The sequence below is a fragment of the Devosia sp. genome, from assembly GCF_030689745.1.
In the GTDB taxonomy this organism is placed as follows: Bacteria; Pseudomonadota; Alphaproteobacteria; order Rhizobiales; family Devosiaceae; genus Devosia; species Devosia alba.
In genome coordinates, this window is the sequence record NZ_JAUYGL010000226.1 from 1 (window position 1) to 15,262 (window position 15,262).

The window sequence follows — 15,262 nt, forward strand, 5'->3', positions numbered from 1 at the left end:
ATCACACGGTTGCAAGTGGGGAGTGTGCGGAGTGTGCGAAGCACAAGACTGGTATACAACGGAAGCTTGCTATTGGCGCGAGTAGTGATCCGCTGGAACGGGAAGCGGACCGGGTCGCGGATCAAGTGTTGGCAACGCCGGCACATTCCGTAGTTAGCGGCGCACCACTGTACATCCAGCGCTTTGCAGGACAACCGACCGGTCAGATGGATACCGCGCCCGCCAGTGTAGACCAGACCCTTGCCAGTCCCGGCAGGCCGCTGGAGCCGGTACTGCGGCAAGACATGGAGCAGCGCTTCGGCCACGACTTTTCCCGAGTGCGGGTGCATTCCGGCGCGGCTGCCGAGCAATCGGCGCGGGACGTGAACGCCCATGCCTACGCCGTAGGGCACAACATTGTGTTCGGTGCGGGCCTGTTCGCGCCGGGGACCCACGAGGGACGGCGGCTGATTGCCCATGAGCTGACGCATGTGGTGCAGCAGACGGGTTCAAATGGAATTCGTCTCGGTCAATGCAATGACAAACGTGGTCTGTCCCCTATTTCCCACAGGGAAGCGCACGGTCGAAACCTGCTAAGAAGATCTCCTAGGCGTCCAGATAGCCGCAGTCCTCTACCCCACCGGGAAGCAATGGAAGCGACCGAGCGGGCACTTTATGAAGCATACGTACGCGATTGCAGTGGAGTGAGAGTGTTAAGCCGATTAGAGAAAGAGCCGCCGATTTCTAGGTTCGAGAGAGCCAGACGACTTGAAGATCGGCTCAAGTACATACGCCTATATTTTCACCAGGAGCGATCTCGTTTTCGCCATCAACCAACGGCGAACGACATCGTGAATATGTTCGTGCTTCGATGCGTCAAGGAGTGCGTTTTTGGAAAAGAGTACGCGCCGCTATCTGAGGAAGGCGAATTGGCTATTACCCAATGCGCACTTAGTGAAACGCGATGGCAATCAGTCGCGCTGGCTCATCGTGGTCACATTCCAGGAAGCGAGCGAAGCTTGGATTCCAGCAAAGCGCCCTGGATTCCAGATCCCAGGGTCTGTTTCAGCCGTGAAAGAATGGACAAGCTGAGAGAGCTTTTTGATTCAGGTCGAGGATGCGAAGGTGAAGTTCGGACGGAGGGAGGACCAGTCTTTTGATTTCGAAAGTTCAAACCCAGATGAGTTTCTCAGCCGACCCCCACTTCGCGGCCATGAGAAGCGGCGTGCTGCAGCGAAAGTGTGCCTGCGGGAGCCACATAATGGCGGGTGGCGAGTGCTCGGAGTGCAGCAAGAAGAATCAGTCCTTGCAGCGCGCGTCCCTCTCATCTAGCGGGAGAAAGATGGCAGGTGAGGGGAAAATCCCGGCCATCGTCCACGAAGTATTGCGCTCGCCGGGTCAGCCGCTCGACGCCGCCACGCGTGCCTTTATGGAGCCGCGCTTTGGGCATGACTTCAGTAGTGTGCGGGTGCATACCGATACTAAAGCAGCAGCGTCGGCGCGAGCGGTCAATGCGCTGGCCTATACCGTTGGACATAATGTTGCGTTTGGCACTACGCAGTACGAACCGGGAACCGCTGTGGGACGGCGATTATTGGCGCACGAGCTCACTCACGTGGTGCAACAAGGGATGGTTAATAGCTCGAGTAGTCTGAGCCCGGCGAGCGAGTCGTCAGCCGCGGAAGCTAACGCCGATGCGGTAGCCGATGCCGCGTTGACCGGGCGCCCGATCGGCGTCCTTCAGTCAGCGAGTGGAACGCTCCAAAGGCGCGCCGCACCCTTCATCAAGAAGGTCACGGTCCACCTGACGCCGCCGCAGACGGCCGAACTGGAATGGGAGGGCACGCCACCTGTGGATGCGACTGGTAGTGACCACTTTACCGTCTCCACTGGCAAAGGCTACGGCGACCCGGGTGATCCACCTGGAACCTGCACGCGCAACTGTTGCAGCGATCCCCTGACCCAATGCGCGCCGCCCTGGAATCGGCCGGATCGGGTGGGCGCGTGCTGTACCTACTACGGAAACAATTTCTGGACTGGGACGCCGCTGGAAGAGCACAACGGGTGGAAATGGTGGACGCCGATCCAGCCCTGGTACTCGTCTCGTGGGATTGCCCTGCATCAACACACCGAAGTGACTGGGCAGCCCATCGGCCACGGATGTGTGCGCATGGATGAGCCGAATGCCAAGCGTATCTATGATTATTCCAATGGCGCGCGAACCAATGTCACGACCGACGGCCGCGCCGCGCCTGTGGCTTGCGACGAGGACCGGCACTGCGGTGCAACGACTGGGGTTCGCGGCGAACTTGAGGCGGAGCCCGGTGCAAGCATGCTGGCGAGTCGCGAGTCGGAAGCGGTCCCGGGTCTGGAAGGAGTGATGACATGAGTGTCCGCATCACGGCTCGCATGACAAGGAAAGGACGATGAAGGCACAAACATTTCAGACGGGAAAAGTCATGTCGCCGTCGCCGTCCATAACGCTGCAGCGCTCATGCGCCTCCTGCGGCAATCACACGATGGCAGGTGGGAAGTGCACGGAGTGTGCGAAGACCAAAAACCGTCTCCAACGGAAACTTGCTATTGGGGCAAGTCATGATCCGCTGGAACAGGAAGCCGATCGGGTTGCCGATCAGGTGCTGACAGCGCCGGCACATTCCGTCGTGAGTGGCACACCCCCACGCATCCAGCGATTCACCGGACATTCGACTGGAGACAATGGTACCGCTCCCGCTAGCGTAGATCGCGTTCTTGCCAGCGGTGGCAGACCGCTTGATCCAGCGTTGCAGCACGAGATGGGCCAGCGTTTCGGCCACGATTTTTCTCGGGTGCGGGTGCATTCCGACGCGGCTGCCGAGCAATCGGCGCGGGACGTGAATGCCCATGCCTACACGGTAGGTCACAACGTTGTGTTCGGCGCGGGTCGGTTCGCGCCGGGGACGAATGACGGAAAGAGGTTGCTTGCCCATGAGTTGACACATGTGGTGCAACAGGGGACGGCTGCGGTCAGTCCGCGACTGAGCGTGGGCGCTGCCGGTGGTCCGGCTCCGGTCCTCCGCTCCATGCCGGAGCCCACGCTGCGGCGTCAGCCCGCGGGTGAGGTGGACAGCGAACCCGAGCCGGACTTCAACAGCCCGCAGCAGCGCGGCGGTCGCGCACGCACTGGCTTTATCGACGCTGGACTCCGCGGCGAGGATCAGGTGCGCATCGCCGTCACTCGCTATTTGTGTGAGTGCACCGGCCGCAACGTCACCCGCACCAGCGCCTCGGCGCGCCTGCGGCCGCGGCCCGGGGTGACCCTGGAGATCTGCAATGGCCGGGTCACGGCCCGCCTCACTGGCGAGGTCGAACCGAGTAGCTTCAGCACGGGTCGGGCCACGGTCCGTGGGGAAGTCAACGTGGCCCCCGGCCCAGGCGGCACCGGTGCCCGCGTCGGCGTCGAGGGCGAGGCACGCAACACCGGCAGTGAGCCGCAGGTCGGCGGTCGCGCGGACGTTCGTATCCGCCTGCCCGGCGGACAGGAGGTGGGCGTGGGTGGTGATATCTTCCGCGGAACCCAGACCGGCCAGATCAATACTGGGATCAGTGCTGGCGTGGACATCAACGGGGTGCGCGTGGGAGTCACCGGAACCAACCTGCAGGACGAGCGGCGCGGTGGCGTGCTCACCATCGGCAGCAATCTTCCCGGACAGGCCGTCCAGAACCAGGTCTGCCGCGAATGCCGCTGCCCGGTAGTGTACGAGTGCCTGGAGGATATTCCACCGCGTGACTACGAGGAAGCCGTCACCTACGACGTGGAGGACCGCAGCCGGCTGCGCTACTACTTCCAGCTCGACACCAACAAGGACACGCCCGACTTGGTATTGCGCGGCGAGTCGACCCGGATGCTAGACGAGGTGGCGCGGCGTATGGCTGCGGGCGCCCGCATCGTGTCGGTGACCGGCTATGCCTCGCCCGAGGACAACCGCGAACGCCCCACGCCCAACGAGCAGCTCTCGCTGTCGCGTGGACAGAAGCTGCGCGAGATGCTCGCCGCGAGGCTCGGCGCCGACGCTCAAATTCCCGAACCGGCGGCGGGCGGCGAGTTGTTCGGTCGGGTGGCAACGATCGCGCCCGGCAGCCGCTTGGCCGACACCATCCTCGACGTTGGCTTCGGCGACGCCGAAGATGTTACTACCTTCCTGATCGGCAGCGATATCCCTAATCCGGATCTGTCAGATCAGTTTCTGCGACTCCTAGAGCGCGTCACCGAACCAGCCGACCGCCTGCGGCTCTTCGGCGTCGATGCGACTTCGCCGGCGGCACGGCGGCTGCTGGTCGCGATTGAGCAGTTCATCCGTACTCGCGGGCGCGGACGGCGCCCCTGGGAAGGCGTGTTCGGCTACCTGCGTTTCGCCATGGTGGAACTGGGCCAGACCCGCCAAGAAACCCGCATGGAACAGCGGCGTACCGGCGGCTCGCTGACACCCTTCGGCGATGCCCAGTGCACACCCAACGCCCGCCAGGCGGAGCGCGAGGGGTTATTCGGGCCGGCCGCCCCTGAGCCGCGCACGGAGGCCGAGTGCCCATCCGGCGAGCCGCGCAACCCGGCGCGGTTCGAGAATAAGTGTGAATACAACTGAGCATTGAGGAATGCCCACCACGGGATGAGTATACCAATGCCTGTACACGTACGAAATCAATGGAACCCGAAATTCCGGATTGTTTTGTAAGGATGGAATGTAAACCATGAGTAGTTTCCCCAACTCCCCCAAACTCCTCAAAGGCGGCATTGTGCTGATAGACCCGGTTACCTCCGCGGTTAGGCGCATAATTGCGCTGCAATACAATCCGGATACGCTCAGCCGCACGTTGCAGGTGCAAGCAGTTGGTGCGGGTGGGGGCCTTCGGAAGCGTTTCACGAAACATCAGTGGCACACGAAGTTATCATCACCTCAAAAGAGGAGACAATAATATGCCAAAAAGAAAGAACACAAAACAAGAGGTTGTTACTCCCTCAACCCGAGTGGTGAGTGCCGAGGTTTTTAAGCGAGTCTACGATTCGCCGCATTCGCTGCCGGGCAAGGAAAAGTGGGTGACCAACGATTATGACGTTAGAGAGATTGAAAGATTTTAGGTATGGGGCCAAAAACGATTGGCGCGCCTTCGTGGGTAAGCGGCGATACCAGGCATTGTCCCAAATGCGGCCGAGAGACAAACTGGTTGGATATCGTCCCTTCCGGATTGTCTCAGGTGCATCGCAAAGAGATGCTGGTGAAAGTGATTTTGGGAGACAAGAAGTACGTCAATACAGAAGCTCCGCGCGCTATCGCCGACTTGGTTTGTTACAAATGCAAAAGCCCGATTCGCGATCTGCGAAGCTTCAAATGCCACAACTGGGCCTATGCCAGGGAAGCGCTACTTTTAGAGCGAGTAGACGCTACGAAGAGTTAACTGGATGAGCATACGATCACAAATCCAGACTGAAGTCGCGCCTGCGCCTTCTTTCACGCCTGTTCGAGTGGGCTTGCTCCAGCGCAGGTGCGCCTGCGGCACTCACACGAGCGGCGGAGAGTGCGCGGAGTGCAGCAAGAAGAACCTCTCGCTTCAGCGGAGAACTCGAAACCCGGAACCCGAAACTCGAAACTCGGGCGGCGTGCCGTCCATCGTGCATAACGTGCTGCGCTCGCCTGGCCAGCCGCTCGACGTGGGCACGAGAGCTTTCTTTGAGCCCCGCTTCGGCCGCGATTTCAGCCAGGTGCACTTGCATGCCGATGCGAAGGCAGCGGAGTCAGCACGGGCGGTCAATGCGCTGGCCTATACGGTGGGGCGGGACCTGGTGTTTGATTCCGGGCAGTATGCACCAGGTACAATAGCAGGTAGACGGTTGCTCGCACATGAGCTCGCTCACTCGGTTCAACAAAGCGCCAATGCCAAGCAAGAGCAGGGTAGCCAGATGGCAAGCAATTCACTATCAGTCAATCAAGAAGCTGAAGTTGAAGCTGATCAGGCCGCAGCGGACCTAGTGACGGGACAACAGATAGTTGTTTCGGCTTCCAACCGCTGCGTTGGCCCTTCGCTGCAGCGTCAAGTGCACGGTATACCTTCGCCCATAAGTGTGCGCTCGCCAGTGTTCGAGGAGTTCGTCACTCAGGCGAGCGCCGTGCAGGCTGGGCTGGTGGGGCGGCCCCTGGGCGCGGCCGAGCTCCGGCTGGCCCGCGGCGTCTTCGGCGCGAGCATTGACTACTCCCGCGTACGACTAATCCCGACTGGCATCCTGGAGTACCGAACTGTCGCCAACACGATCCGGGTCCCGGAGAAGTTCACCATCGCCGACGAGTACATGGCCCAGACCCTGATCCACGAGTTGACCCACGTGTGGCAGTACCAGCACGGCGGCACGAGCTACATTTCGGTCTCGCTGGCGACGCAGATTGCGGGCACCATCCGCACCGGGAGCCGCAACGCCGCCTACGATTATCAGATCGCTCCCGGTGCGTCGTTCTTCGAATTCACGCCGGAGCAGCAGGGGCTGATCGTCGAGAACTACTTCGCCATGCTGCGCGACCGGAACGCGCTGCTGCGCCTGCAATACCGTGGCAACCACCTGAACGCTAAGGGCGATTTCCAGATCCTGTCCGGCCTTGATCGCATGGCTGAGATCGCCAGGGAACTGCCCCAGCACCAGCCGCTCATCAAACAAATGCAGACAGCCCTGCCGCGGCCGGAGGCTGCCCTCTTGGCCACTAGGGCGACCGAGGTCATTCGCACGCCATTCGAGGCCGCGACGCTGGTGCCGGCGGAGCTGCAGATCGTGCCGCTGAAGCCACTCCTCGAATTAAGGTTCTGAGGATCTCGCGTAGGGGAGATGACAGAAATCAAAAGGGGAAATCAAAGGGGCGAGGCTCGATATATTGCAACGGCAAAAGGTCGGAGTGAAGTTAGGATGCGACTAGCCGTTTCTCAGAGAATCCCATGACAGCTCAAAGGGGCCAGGATCGATATAATTCTGAAACCATGTTTGACAACCTTGAAGGAATGATATGAACGCGCAACGGCAGGGGATAGCACCTGCAAATTTCTCTTTCACTCCGGCGCCAAGCGGGTTGTTACACCGTAAATGCGCCTGCGGCACTCAAACTATAGGCGGTAATGCATGTGCCCAATGCAGTAAGAAGCAGGGAAATAGCTTACAGCGGTCAGCCGTCAGCAATCAGACTATAAATGGAGTTCCACCCATAGTGCATGAAGTGTTGAACTCGACGGGGCTACCTCTCGATGCGGAGACGAGGACTTTCATGGAGCCGCGCTTCGGTCATGACTTCAGCCATGTACGCACGCACACAGATGCGAAGGCGGCAGAATCCGCGCGGGCGATGAATGCCTTAGCATATACAGTTGGGCGGGAAGTAGTGTTTGGCACCGGGCAGTATGTGCCGGCGACGAGCCAAGGGCAAAGGCTGTTGGCGCATGAGCTAACACACGTATTGCAGCAAAGCTCGGGAAACATTGTGTCACAAACCAAATTAACTACGAGTAGTCCAGGTGATGCTGGCGAACGCGAGGCTGATAGGATTGCCGATGCCCTCACAAATACAACTGAGACTGCAAACCACCTCAGGCATCCCGGTATTACAAATGTCACAGGCGTGTTACAACGGACAATAGGCGACGGCCATGATCTGACCTCGCCACGCTTCTCGCTTCTGGTGGACTTGGAGGCGGCCTTCGATGATGAGACAGTGATCCGCAAAGGCAGCTCAGGTCGTGGTGTGCAGGCTATCCAGCAGGCGTTGTACGATCTCGGTTATCCTCTGCCGGCCGCTGGCGCCGACGGCGACTTTGGCAATGAGACTGAAGCTGCCGTGAAGGCATTCCAGAGAGACCATCCGCCTCTCGTAGACGACGGCAAAGTTGGGGAGAAAACGATGGCGGCTCTCGATGCGAGGTTCGGAACCCCCGTGCTACCCATAGCGGCGGCGCGTTCCGCGCCTTGGACCGAAACCTGCGTTCGTTCGGTACTGTGTCCATGGAGCCCGCACACGATCGACGTCTTGAAGACACGCATCACCCTCAAGTCCTTTGATAGCATTTCGTGGGCGGATGAGCGGTGGGATGGGGCTGCTTGGGTCCTTGATCCGTTCCCCGGCGGGGGGTTCAACACCGGAACCGAAATTGGGGTTCTCAACTCTTCTTGTGAGGAGATGTCTGAGACGCTCTATCACGAAGTGCTTCACGCCGAGCAGCCCACAACTCACGGGACGACTAGGGCGAGGGAGTCATACGCGTATCGCATCGGGGAGGAATTCAGTATCGCGATGGGTTTGGGGGGACGGCCTCCCCTTCGAACCACGGACCCACGGGGAAGGCAGTTTGCCGATCCGGCCAAGGTCGAGGCTTTCGTCGCCGCTACGTATCCTGGGGTACCGACGGGCGCGCCAGGCGATGAGATCATCGGCAAAGCAGTCGCTCCTGGGCATGTGCGGGTGAGACGTCCCGACGGTAGCATCTACACTCGGCCGGCCGCAGTTGGCGAGAAGGTTCCGGGCCCGATGACGACTGTCGCCGAGGTGACCCATCCTACTGCGGGGTGGACTTGCCCGTGAGAGCGGTGATCCTTGCGCTTGGACTTCTCACTGTTGGAGGTAATCACGAAATGATAACCGCACACCACTCAGGCCCCCAGCTCATCGGAGAGACGGTCACCGTGAGCTATGTCGCCGATCCTTCGGTGGGCCACGGACGGTTCCGCCTGGAAAACCATGAGGCCGTCGCCGTGACGGCCTCCGTGGAATCGGGCTGGTTGGAACTCGGTGGGCACCGGCAGCCACTCGCCGGCATCACCGTGTTCGATCTCGATCAAGACCGGATGGTAAATCCGGCGAGCTTCAGGATCGACGCGGAGGCGACTGTGACGTTCATGCTGGGCTTTCCCAAGGTTGCATACGATTCTCGTTTCGGCGCGTCCAGTGCCGTAGGCCTGCGATTAAGCGTGAACGGTGCTGAGCTACAGGCACTGTCGCCCATCGTGTTCGAGCGCCGAATTCCAAGAAACTAAACAGACACATCGTGAGATGGAAACTATCATGATACTGCCTAACTGTCCGCATTGTTTCTGGACTTTGCCTACGCGGAACGACAATTTTTTAAGCTGCCGGCAGCAAATCAAATTTGTTGCTGCATTCTTTTTATCTTACCACAAGGGATTATGAGCAATAGAATGAGTGAGCGTAAAAGGGGGGCCATGGTCCATATATTCGGCCCGAGAAAAGGGCCAGGCTCGATATATTTCCAACCGGCAAAAGGTCGGAGTGGAATTCAGATGCGGAAAGAGCCGTGTTTTCAGAGAATCCAGCAGAAGATTACTAAGAACCTTGTAGGGATGTAAACCATGACCAGTTTTCCTAACTCGCCTCGCTTGATTAAAGGCGCTCTCGTCGGCGTGGATATCTTTAATCCCCTCGCCAGCGTGGTGGTGTTTCAGTACAACCCGGACACTATGACGCGGCGGCTTGAAGCGCGCGCGGCAAGCGGCGACGGGGATCGGGGCGAGGCGCAGCGTTTGACCGGGCCGCCCAAGGAAACCATTACGCTCAGTATAGAAATCGACGCCACCGACCAACTGGAACAGGCCCATCCATTGGCCGTGACCATGGGCATCTATCCTACCCTGTCGGCGCTGGAGATGATGCTGTATCCGAAAAGCGCTCTGGTGATCGCTAATAAGATACTGTCTCTCATCGGCACCATCGAGATTTTGCCGATGGAAGGCCCGTTCATTCTGTTTGTGTGGGGACCGCAGCGGGTGCTGCCGGTGCGTTTGAGCAGCTTCAGTATCACGGAAGAAGCCTACGATCCGTTGCTCAACCCGATCCGCGCCAAAGCCGAGTTGTCCCTCAGCGTTCTGAGCTATCAGGACCTCGGTGTCCTGCATCCCGGCCACTGGCTGTTCCTGGCCCATCAAATGGCCAAAGAAATCATGGCGACGATGAACGTCGTCAATAGTGCGCAAAACGTCGCAACGGGGTTACGTCTATGAATCCGACACGCAGCTTGTTATTTCCGCCCAACAGCCGTTACCACAACATCGAAACAGCCAGGTTGACCCAGGCGGACGATACCGAACTGATCTATCTCAAACGGCGCTTTGTGCCGTCGCTGGATCGCTTTACTTTGCTGCAGGAGCACGTGGTCACGCAAGGCGAGCGCCTGGATAACATCACCGCGCGTTACCTGGGAGACCCGCTTCAGTTCTGGCGCATTTGCGATGCCAACAATGCGATGAATCCACCGGAGCTGACGGCAGAGATTGGCCGCCGGCTCCGCATTACCATGCCGGAAGGCATCCCGGGGATCCCGAATGTTGGTTAACGGCCTGTATCTCACGCTGCTCATCGGACCCTCAGTGCCGATCCCCGTGCCGCCGCCGGTGCTGGAGGCGTTGCAGAGCGTGCAGGTCAATACCTCGGGAGATCGCAGCGGTTTTCAGTTGACGTTCACTATCGGTAAAACCTCGTTGCTGCAACTCGCGCTGCTGCCAGCAGGGTATTTCGATCCTATCGTGACTCGAGTGGTCATCCTCGCGACCATGAATGGCATTCCCAATGTACTGATTGACGGTTTCGTGACCCGGCAAGAGATACAACCAAGCAGCGAGCCAGGAAAATCGACCCTGACCATTACCGGGGAAGATCTGACGGTCGTGATGGATCTGATCCAAATCACCCTGAGTTACCCGGCCATGCCCGACATCGCGCAGGTCAATCTCATTTTGGCTAAGTACGCGTTCCTGGGCATGGTTCCGGTGGTCGTGCCGCCTTTTCTGTCTACGGTCAGAACGCCGCTCGATGGTTGGATCACGCAAACTGACACGGATCTGCAACACATCCGCACGCTCGCCAGCCAAAATGGGTATGTGTTCTACATTGAACCTGGCCCGCTGCCGGGGCAGAGCATTGCCTACTTCGGCCCCGATATCCGTGTGCCGCTGCCGCAAGCGGCATTGAGTGTCAACATGGATGCGCATACGAATGTGGAGTCGTTGAGCTTCAGCCTCGATGGGCTCCGGAAAAGGGTCGAGATTATCAACGTACTCGATCCGATCACCGGGAGAGTTCCGGTGCCTGTGCCGATGCCGGACATCAACATTTTCAAGCCACCGCTTGGGGCGCGCCCCACGCCGCCGGCCAAGATTGTCTTCGACCGCACTTCCGCCGCTTTGCCGTTCGATGAGGCGCTCAAACAGGCAATAGCGCGCGGTATTCAATCCTCGGCGGCCATCACGGGTAGTGGCAGTCTTAACGTGCTGCGCTATGGGCAAATTCTCCGTGCCAGGACGCTGGTGGGTGTACGCGGCACCGGCGTGGCTTACGATGGTCTGTACTATGTGGATAGCGTGACCCACAACATCAAGCAGGGCGAGTACAAACAGAGCTTCGATCTATCGCGCGACGGTTTAATTTCCAACACACCGGTGGTCATGGCATGACTGATACGAACGGATCGCAAAAATTTTGGGGTAAGTATCGGGGCACGGTGATACAGAACATCGACCCCGAGCAGCGTGGCCGCCTGCAAGTGATGGTGCCGGATGTGTTAAGCCTTATCCCCAGCAGTTGGGCCGAATGTTGCGCGCCGTTTTCAGGCATGACCGGCGCCGCGGCGGGCATGTTCGTGGTTCCGCCCATAGGCGCGGCGGTATGGGTCGAATTCGAGCAGGGTGATCCTAACAAGCCGATCTGGACAGGCGGGCGCTGGGAAAGCACAGCCGACGTGCCGCCCTTGGCCCTGGCGCCGCCGCCGATTCCGCCGGGGCAGAACATCGCTATCCAGACCACGTTGCAAAACTTGGTGCTGATCAGCGACTCCGCCCCGACGCCGGCGACCGGGGGCATCATGTTGAAAAGCACGACGGGGGCTATGCTGGTGGTGAATGATTCGGGGATTTATATCAATAACGGCAAGGGGGCGATGATTACGTTGATCGGCCCCACGGTCACTATAAACAACGGGGCACTGGTGGTCATTTAACCCTGGGAGGGATAAGCAATGCCGGGTTTTCTGGTTCACGTAGGCGCGACGGTGCTGTGCTCCCACGCGGGGCAAGCGACGCCGACGGTTCCCAACCCACGGGTGACGGTGAGCGGGCAGCCGACGGTGCTGATGACGGCGCCCTATGTTGTGGCGGGCTGCACGTTTCCGCCGCCGCCCGCTGCCAATGGCCCCTGCGTCACCGCGCAATGGCTGAGCGGCACGACCCGGGTGTTATCCAACGGTCAGCCGCTGCTGGTGCAGTCGAGCCAGGCGATCTGCGCCCCGACAGGGACGCCCCTGATCATCACGGTAACCCAGACGCGCGTGAGCGCGACGTGAGGATTCCATGAATATCGACTTTCCCTTTCATTTCGACAATCGCGGACGTACGGCTTCGACCACTGACGACGACCACATCCGCGACATGATCGAGCAGTTCCTTTTCACCAACGCTGGCGAGCGGGTGAACCGCCCGGATTTCGGCAGCGGACTGCTCCAAATGGTCTTCGCCCCCAACAGCCCGGAGCTGGCGACGGCTGTGCAGTTCACCGTCCAGGCAGGACTCCAGCGCTGGCTCAGCGATGTGATTGACGTACAGGCAATCGAAGTCACAAGCGCAGAGGCAACCCTGAGCGTGGGCGTGAAATACCAGGTCCGGCGTACGCAGGAAACCCGCGTCGCGACCTTTACGCGGAGCACGCCATGAATTCCTTGATCTGCCTGAGCGAACAGCGGCGTGAGGCGGTGCGTCAGCATATCCGGCTCAACGGCCTCGATTATCTAGAAGTAGGGTCGGACCAGCGCACGCTGACGGTTTACTTCCTGGGCAAGGCGCCGGTGTCGCTCGAACCATCCAACGTCGTCATTGAAGGCGGCCGACGGATTCGAGATATCAAGGTCAAGGAGGTCAAGGTTACCCGAACCGAAATGGCCGAGCTGGACGATTCCATGGAAGTCGTCACCGATAAGGAGGGGGATTTCTCAACTTACACCCTCCGGGTGGTGATTCGGGATGAGCATGGCGACTATCAACCCCACCCCTCGTTCGATCCTCGCTATGACCGTGCCGATTTCAGCTTCAAGGTGGATTGCCCGAGCGATCTCGATTGCAAGCAGGACCCCGTCTGTCCGCCTGAGAAGCTTGAAGAGCCGGAGATCAACTATCTGGCCAAAGACTACGCCAGCTTCCGGCAACTGATTCTGGACCGGCTGGCGCTGGTGATGCCGGAGTGGCAAGAACGCCACGTGCCCGACTTGGGCATCGCTCTAGTGGAAGTGCTGGCTTATGCGGGCGACCACCTCAGCTACTACCAGGATGCCGTGGCGACGGAGGCGTATCTCGATACCGCGCGGCAGCGCATTTCAGTGCGCCGCCATGCGCGCCTGGTGGATTACGTGCTGCACGAAGGCTGTAACGCGCGAACCTGGGTGTGTATCGAAACTGACAGTGTGGTGACACTCCCTCCGCGCGACATTTACTTCATTACTGAAGTTGCAAATTTGGACTGGGTGGTGAAGGACGAAGAGCTAGGCAAATTGCCGTCAGGCGGCTACGAAATTTTCGAGCCGATGACCGCTGCGGAAATCAAGCTCTATCCGGGGCAGCACGAAATCCACTTTTACACCTGGGGCGATAAGGAATGCTGTTTGCCGCGCGGCGCAAAGGCAGCGACCCTGATTGGTCAATGGATCGAGGAGCCGTCCCCCAATGAGCCACCTGCTTGTGAACCGGGGGAAAAAGAGTATGGGAGTGACACGGCGATTCTTGCGGAAACTCCTGCGAATCCAGAACTTCATCTGAAACCTGGGGACGTGCTGATTCTCGAAGAAATCATCGGCCCGAAGACCGGCAATCCGGCGGACGCTGATCCGAAGCGCTGCCATGCCGTACGGATCACTGGAATCACACCAGTTGACGATCCGCTCTTTCCTGACCTCGCCCTCACCGAGATCACCTGGGCGGAAGAAGACGCTCTGCCGTTTCCGCTGTGTCTGTCGGTGCTGGGGCCTCCGCCAGAATGCGAAGTCATCGAGAAGATCAGCGCCGCGCGCGGCAATCTCATCCTGGTGAATCACGGCCAGCACTTAGCGGAAGACCTGGACCCCGTGCTGGTCAAGGAAACCATCGAAACATGCGACTGCGCCGGCAATGTCGCCGACACCGTGATCGTACCGGAGCGCTATCGCCCTGTCCTGAAGGAAGCGCCGTTGACCTTTAGCGAGCCATTGACGCCTGGCATCTCCGCTTCGCGGATGCTCGTTCAAGACGTGCGGCAGGCGTTGCCGCAGGTGATGCTGACTGGCACTCTCCCCAACGCCGCATCGGTAGACTGGTCCGCGCAACGGGACTTGTTGAGCAGCCACAACCCGGATCTTCACTTCGTTGTGGAAATGGATAACGATCGTCGCGCCCACCTCCGTTTCGGCGACGACGAACTGGGGCAGCGGCCGGACGCGGGAACGGCCTTTCGTGCGGACTACCGTGTGGGCAATGGACCGAGCGGCAATGTCGGCGCAGGAACCATCGCGCATCTGGTCACGCGAATGCTCACGTTGAGCGGCGGCGTACTCTCGATCCGCAATCCCTTAGCGGCTCGCGGCGGAACCGCGCCCGAACCCATGGCTGAGGCCAAGCTCTTCGCCCCTCATGCATTTAGGCAGCGCCTGGAGCGGGCGATTACAGCGGAAGATTACGCCGCCATCGTTCTGCGGGAATTCGGCAACCGCGTGGAGCGCGCCGCCGCGACCCTGCGCTGGAACGGTAGCTGGTACGAAATGCTGGTGGCGGTCGATCCCTTGGGAAAAGAGGAAGCCGATCCGGCGCTGCTTGAGGAAATTACGGGAAGGTTACATCGCTACCGGCGCATCGGCCATAACCTGGTGGTGAAATCGGCGCGCCGCGTGCCGCTCGACATTGAGCTGATCATGTGTGTCCTGCCCAGCTATTTGCGCGGCCACGTCAAAGCCGCCCTGCTGGAAGTCTTCAGCAACAGGCGATTGACCGACGGCAGGCTTGGGATGTTCCACGCCGACAACATGAGCTTCGGCGATGGAATTTATCTGAGCGCGCTGGTGGCCGCCGCACAGGCGGTTCCGGGCGTGGAAAGCGTCAATGTCACCAAGCTGCAGCGGATATATGAACCCGCCAACGGCGAAATCGAGAATGGCGTATTGCCGCTTGGCTCGCTGGAAATTGCCCGGCTGGACAATGACCCGAGCTTTCCGGAGAACGGCAGGCTCCGGGTCGATATGAGAGGTGGACGATGAAGAC

15 protein-coding genes and 1 pseudogene are annotated in these 15,262 nt (G+C 59.7%); 15 read left to right on the forward strand and 1 reads right to left on the reverse strand.

All coding sequences use genetic code 11. The features are described 5' to 3' along the window. Nucleotides 1-1,139: DUF4157 domain-containing protein (locus tag Q8O80_RS19815; protein ID WP_305582533.1), on the forward strand; the 1,139-nt coding region annotated here is incomplete at its 5' end. Between the two features lie 101 nt (nucleotides 1,140-1,240). Beyond that, entirely contained in the window at nucleotides 1,241-2,368 is a 1,128-nt protein-coding gene (locus Q8O80_RS19820) for a DUF4157 domain-containing protein (protein ID WP_305582535.1), read from the forward strand. Nucleotides 2,369-2,471: 103 nt separating this feature from the next. Here Q8O80_RS19820 and Q8O80_RS19825 read toward each other — a convergent pair whose 3' ends face one another. Beyond that, nucleotides 2,472-2,795: a hypothetical protein gene (locus tag Q8O80_RS19825; RefSeq protein WP_305582537.1), complete on the reverse strand. Its 324-nt coding sequence runs from the start codon at nucleotides 2,793-2,795 to the stop codon at nucleotides 2,472-2,474. Between Q8O80_RS19825 and Q8O80_RS19830 the strand changes: the two genes are divergently transcribed. The 13 genes and pseudogenes from Q8O80_RS19830 to Q8O80_RS19885 all read left to right on the forward strand — a co-directional run bounded on the left by Q8O80_RS19830 (nucleotide 2,775) and on the right by Q8O80_RS19885 (nucleotide 15,258). Continuing rightward, the gene (locus Q8O80_RS19830; RefSeq protein ID WP_305582539.1) at nucleotides 2,775-4,601 is read left to right on the forward strand and encodes a DUF4157 domain-containing protein; all 1,827 of its coding nucleotides are present in this window, start codon (nucleotides 2,775-2,777) and stop codon (nucleotides 4,599-4,601) included. The genes Q8O80_RS19825 and Q8O80_RS19830 overlap by 21 nt on opposite strands. Nucleotides 4,602-4,933: 332 nt before the next feature. Further along, nucleotides 4,934-5,095 (forward strand): hypothetical protein, encoded by a 162-nt coding sequence (locus Q8O80_RS19835; RefSeq protein ID WP_305582541.1) that lies wholly within the window; start codon nucleotides 4,934-4,936, stop codon nucleotides 5,093-5,095. Between the two features lie 519 nt (nucleotides 5,096-5,614). Then, nucleotides 5,615-6,808: a DUF4157 domain-containing protein gene (locus Q8O80_RS19840; protein ID WP_305582543.1), complete on the forward strand. Its 1,194-nt coding sequence runs from the start codon at nucleotides 5,615-5,617 to the stop codon at nucleotides 6,806-6,808. Between the two features lie 193 nt (nucleotides 6,809-7,001). After that, nucleotides 7,002-7,451, forward strand: a pseudogene (locus Q8O80_RS21635) (DUF4157 domain-containing protein); the annotation flags it as partial. A gap of 18 nt (nucleotides 7,452-7,469) precedes the next feature. Next, a complete protein-coding gene (locus tag Q8O80_RS19845; protein WP_305582545.1) occupies nucleotides 7,470-8,564 on the forward strand; it encodes a peptidoglycan-binding protein in 1,095 nt (364 codons plus the stop codon). Nucleotides 8,565-8,665: 101 nt separating this feature from the next. After that, nucleotides 8,666-9,016, forward strand: coding sequence for a hypothetical protein (locus tag Q8O80_RS19850; protein ID WP_305582547.1), 351 nt, complete (start codon nucleotides 8,666-8,668; stop codon nucleotides 9,014-9,016). Between the two features lie 333 nt (nucleotides 9,017-9,349). Beyond that, complete coding sequence (locus Q8O80_RS19855; protein ID WP_305582549.1) at nucleotides 9,350-9,997, forward strand: hypothetical protein; 648 nt, start codon at nucleotides 9,350-9,352, stop codon at nucleotides 9,995-9,997. Next, nucleotides 9,994-10,329: a hypothetical protein gene (locus Q8O80_RS19860; RefSeq protein WP_305582551.1), complete on the forward strand. Its 336-nt coding sequence runs from the start codon at nucleotides 9,994-9,996 to the stop codon at nucleotides 10,327-10,329. Before Q8O80_RS19855 ends, Q8O80_RS19860 begins: the two co-directional genes overlap by 4 nt. Continuing rightward, nucleotides 10,319-11,446, forward strand: a complete 1,128-nt coding sequence (locus Q8O80_RS19865; protein WP_305582553.1) for a hypothetical protein — start codon at nucleotides 10,319-10,321, stop codon at nucleotides 11,444-11,446. The genes Q8O80_RS19860 and Q8O80_RS19865 overlap by 11 nt, the downstream gene beginning before the upstream one ends. Then, nucleotides 11,443-11,988, forward strand: coding sequence for a phage baseplate assembly protein V (locus Q8O80_RS19870; RefSeq protein ID WP_305582555.1), 546 nt, complete (start codon nucleotides 11,443-11,445; stop codon nucleotides 11,986-11,988). The genes Q8O80_RS19865 and Q8O80_RS19870 overlap by 4 nt, the downstream gene beginning before the upstream one ends. Nucleotides 11,989-12,006: 18 nt before the next feature. Continuing rightward, the gene (locus tag Q8O80_RS19875) at nucleotides 12,007-12,330 is read left to right on the forward strand and encodes a PAAR-like protein (protein WP_305582557.1); all 324 of its coding nucleotides are present in this window, start codon (nucleotides 12,007-12,009) and stop codon (nucleotides 12,328-12,330) included. Nucleotides 12,331-12,337: 7 nt separating this feature from the next. Next, nucleotides 12,338-12,697, forward strand: coding sequence for a GPW/gp25 family protein (locus tag Q8O80_RS19880; RefSeq protein ID WP_305582559.1), 360 nt, complete (start codon nucleotides 12,338-12,340; stop codon nucleotides 12,695-12,697). Continuing rightward, on the forward strand, nucleotides 12,694-15,258 hold the full coding sequence (locus Q8O80_RS19885; RefSeq protein ID WP_305582561.1) for a putative baseplate assembly protein: 2,565 nt from the start codon (nucleotides 12,694-12,696) through the stop codon (nucleotides 15,256-15,258). Before Q8O80_RS19880 ends, Q8O80_RS19885 begins: the two co-directional genes overlap by 4 nt. Nucleotides 15,259-15,262: the final 4 nt, after the last annotated feature.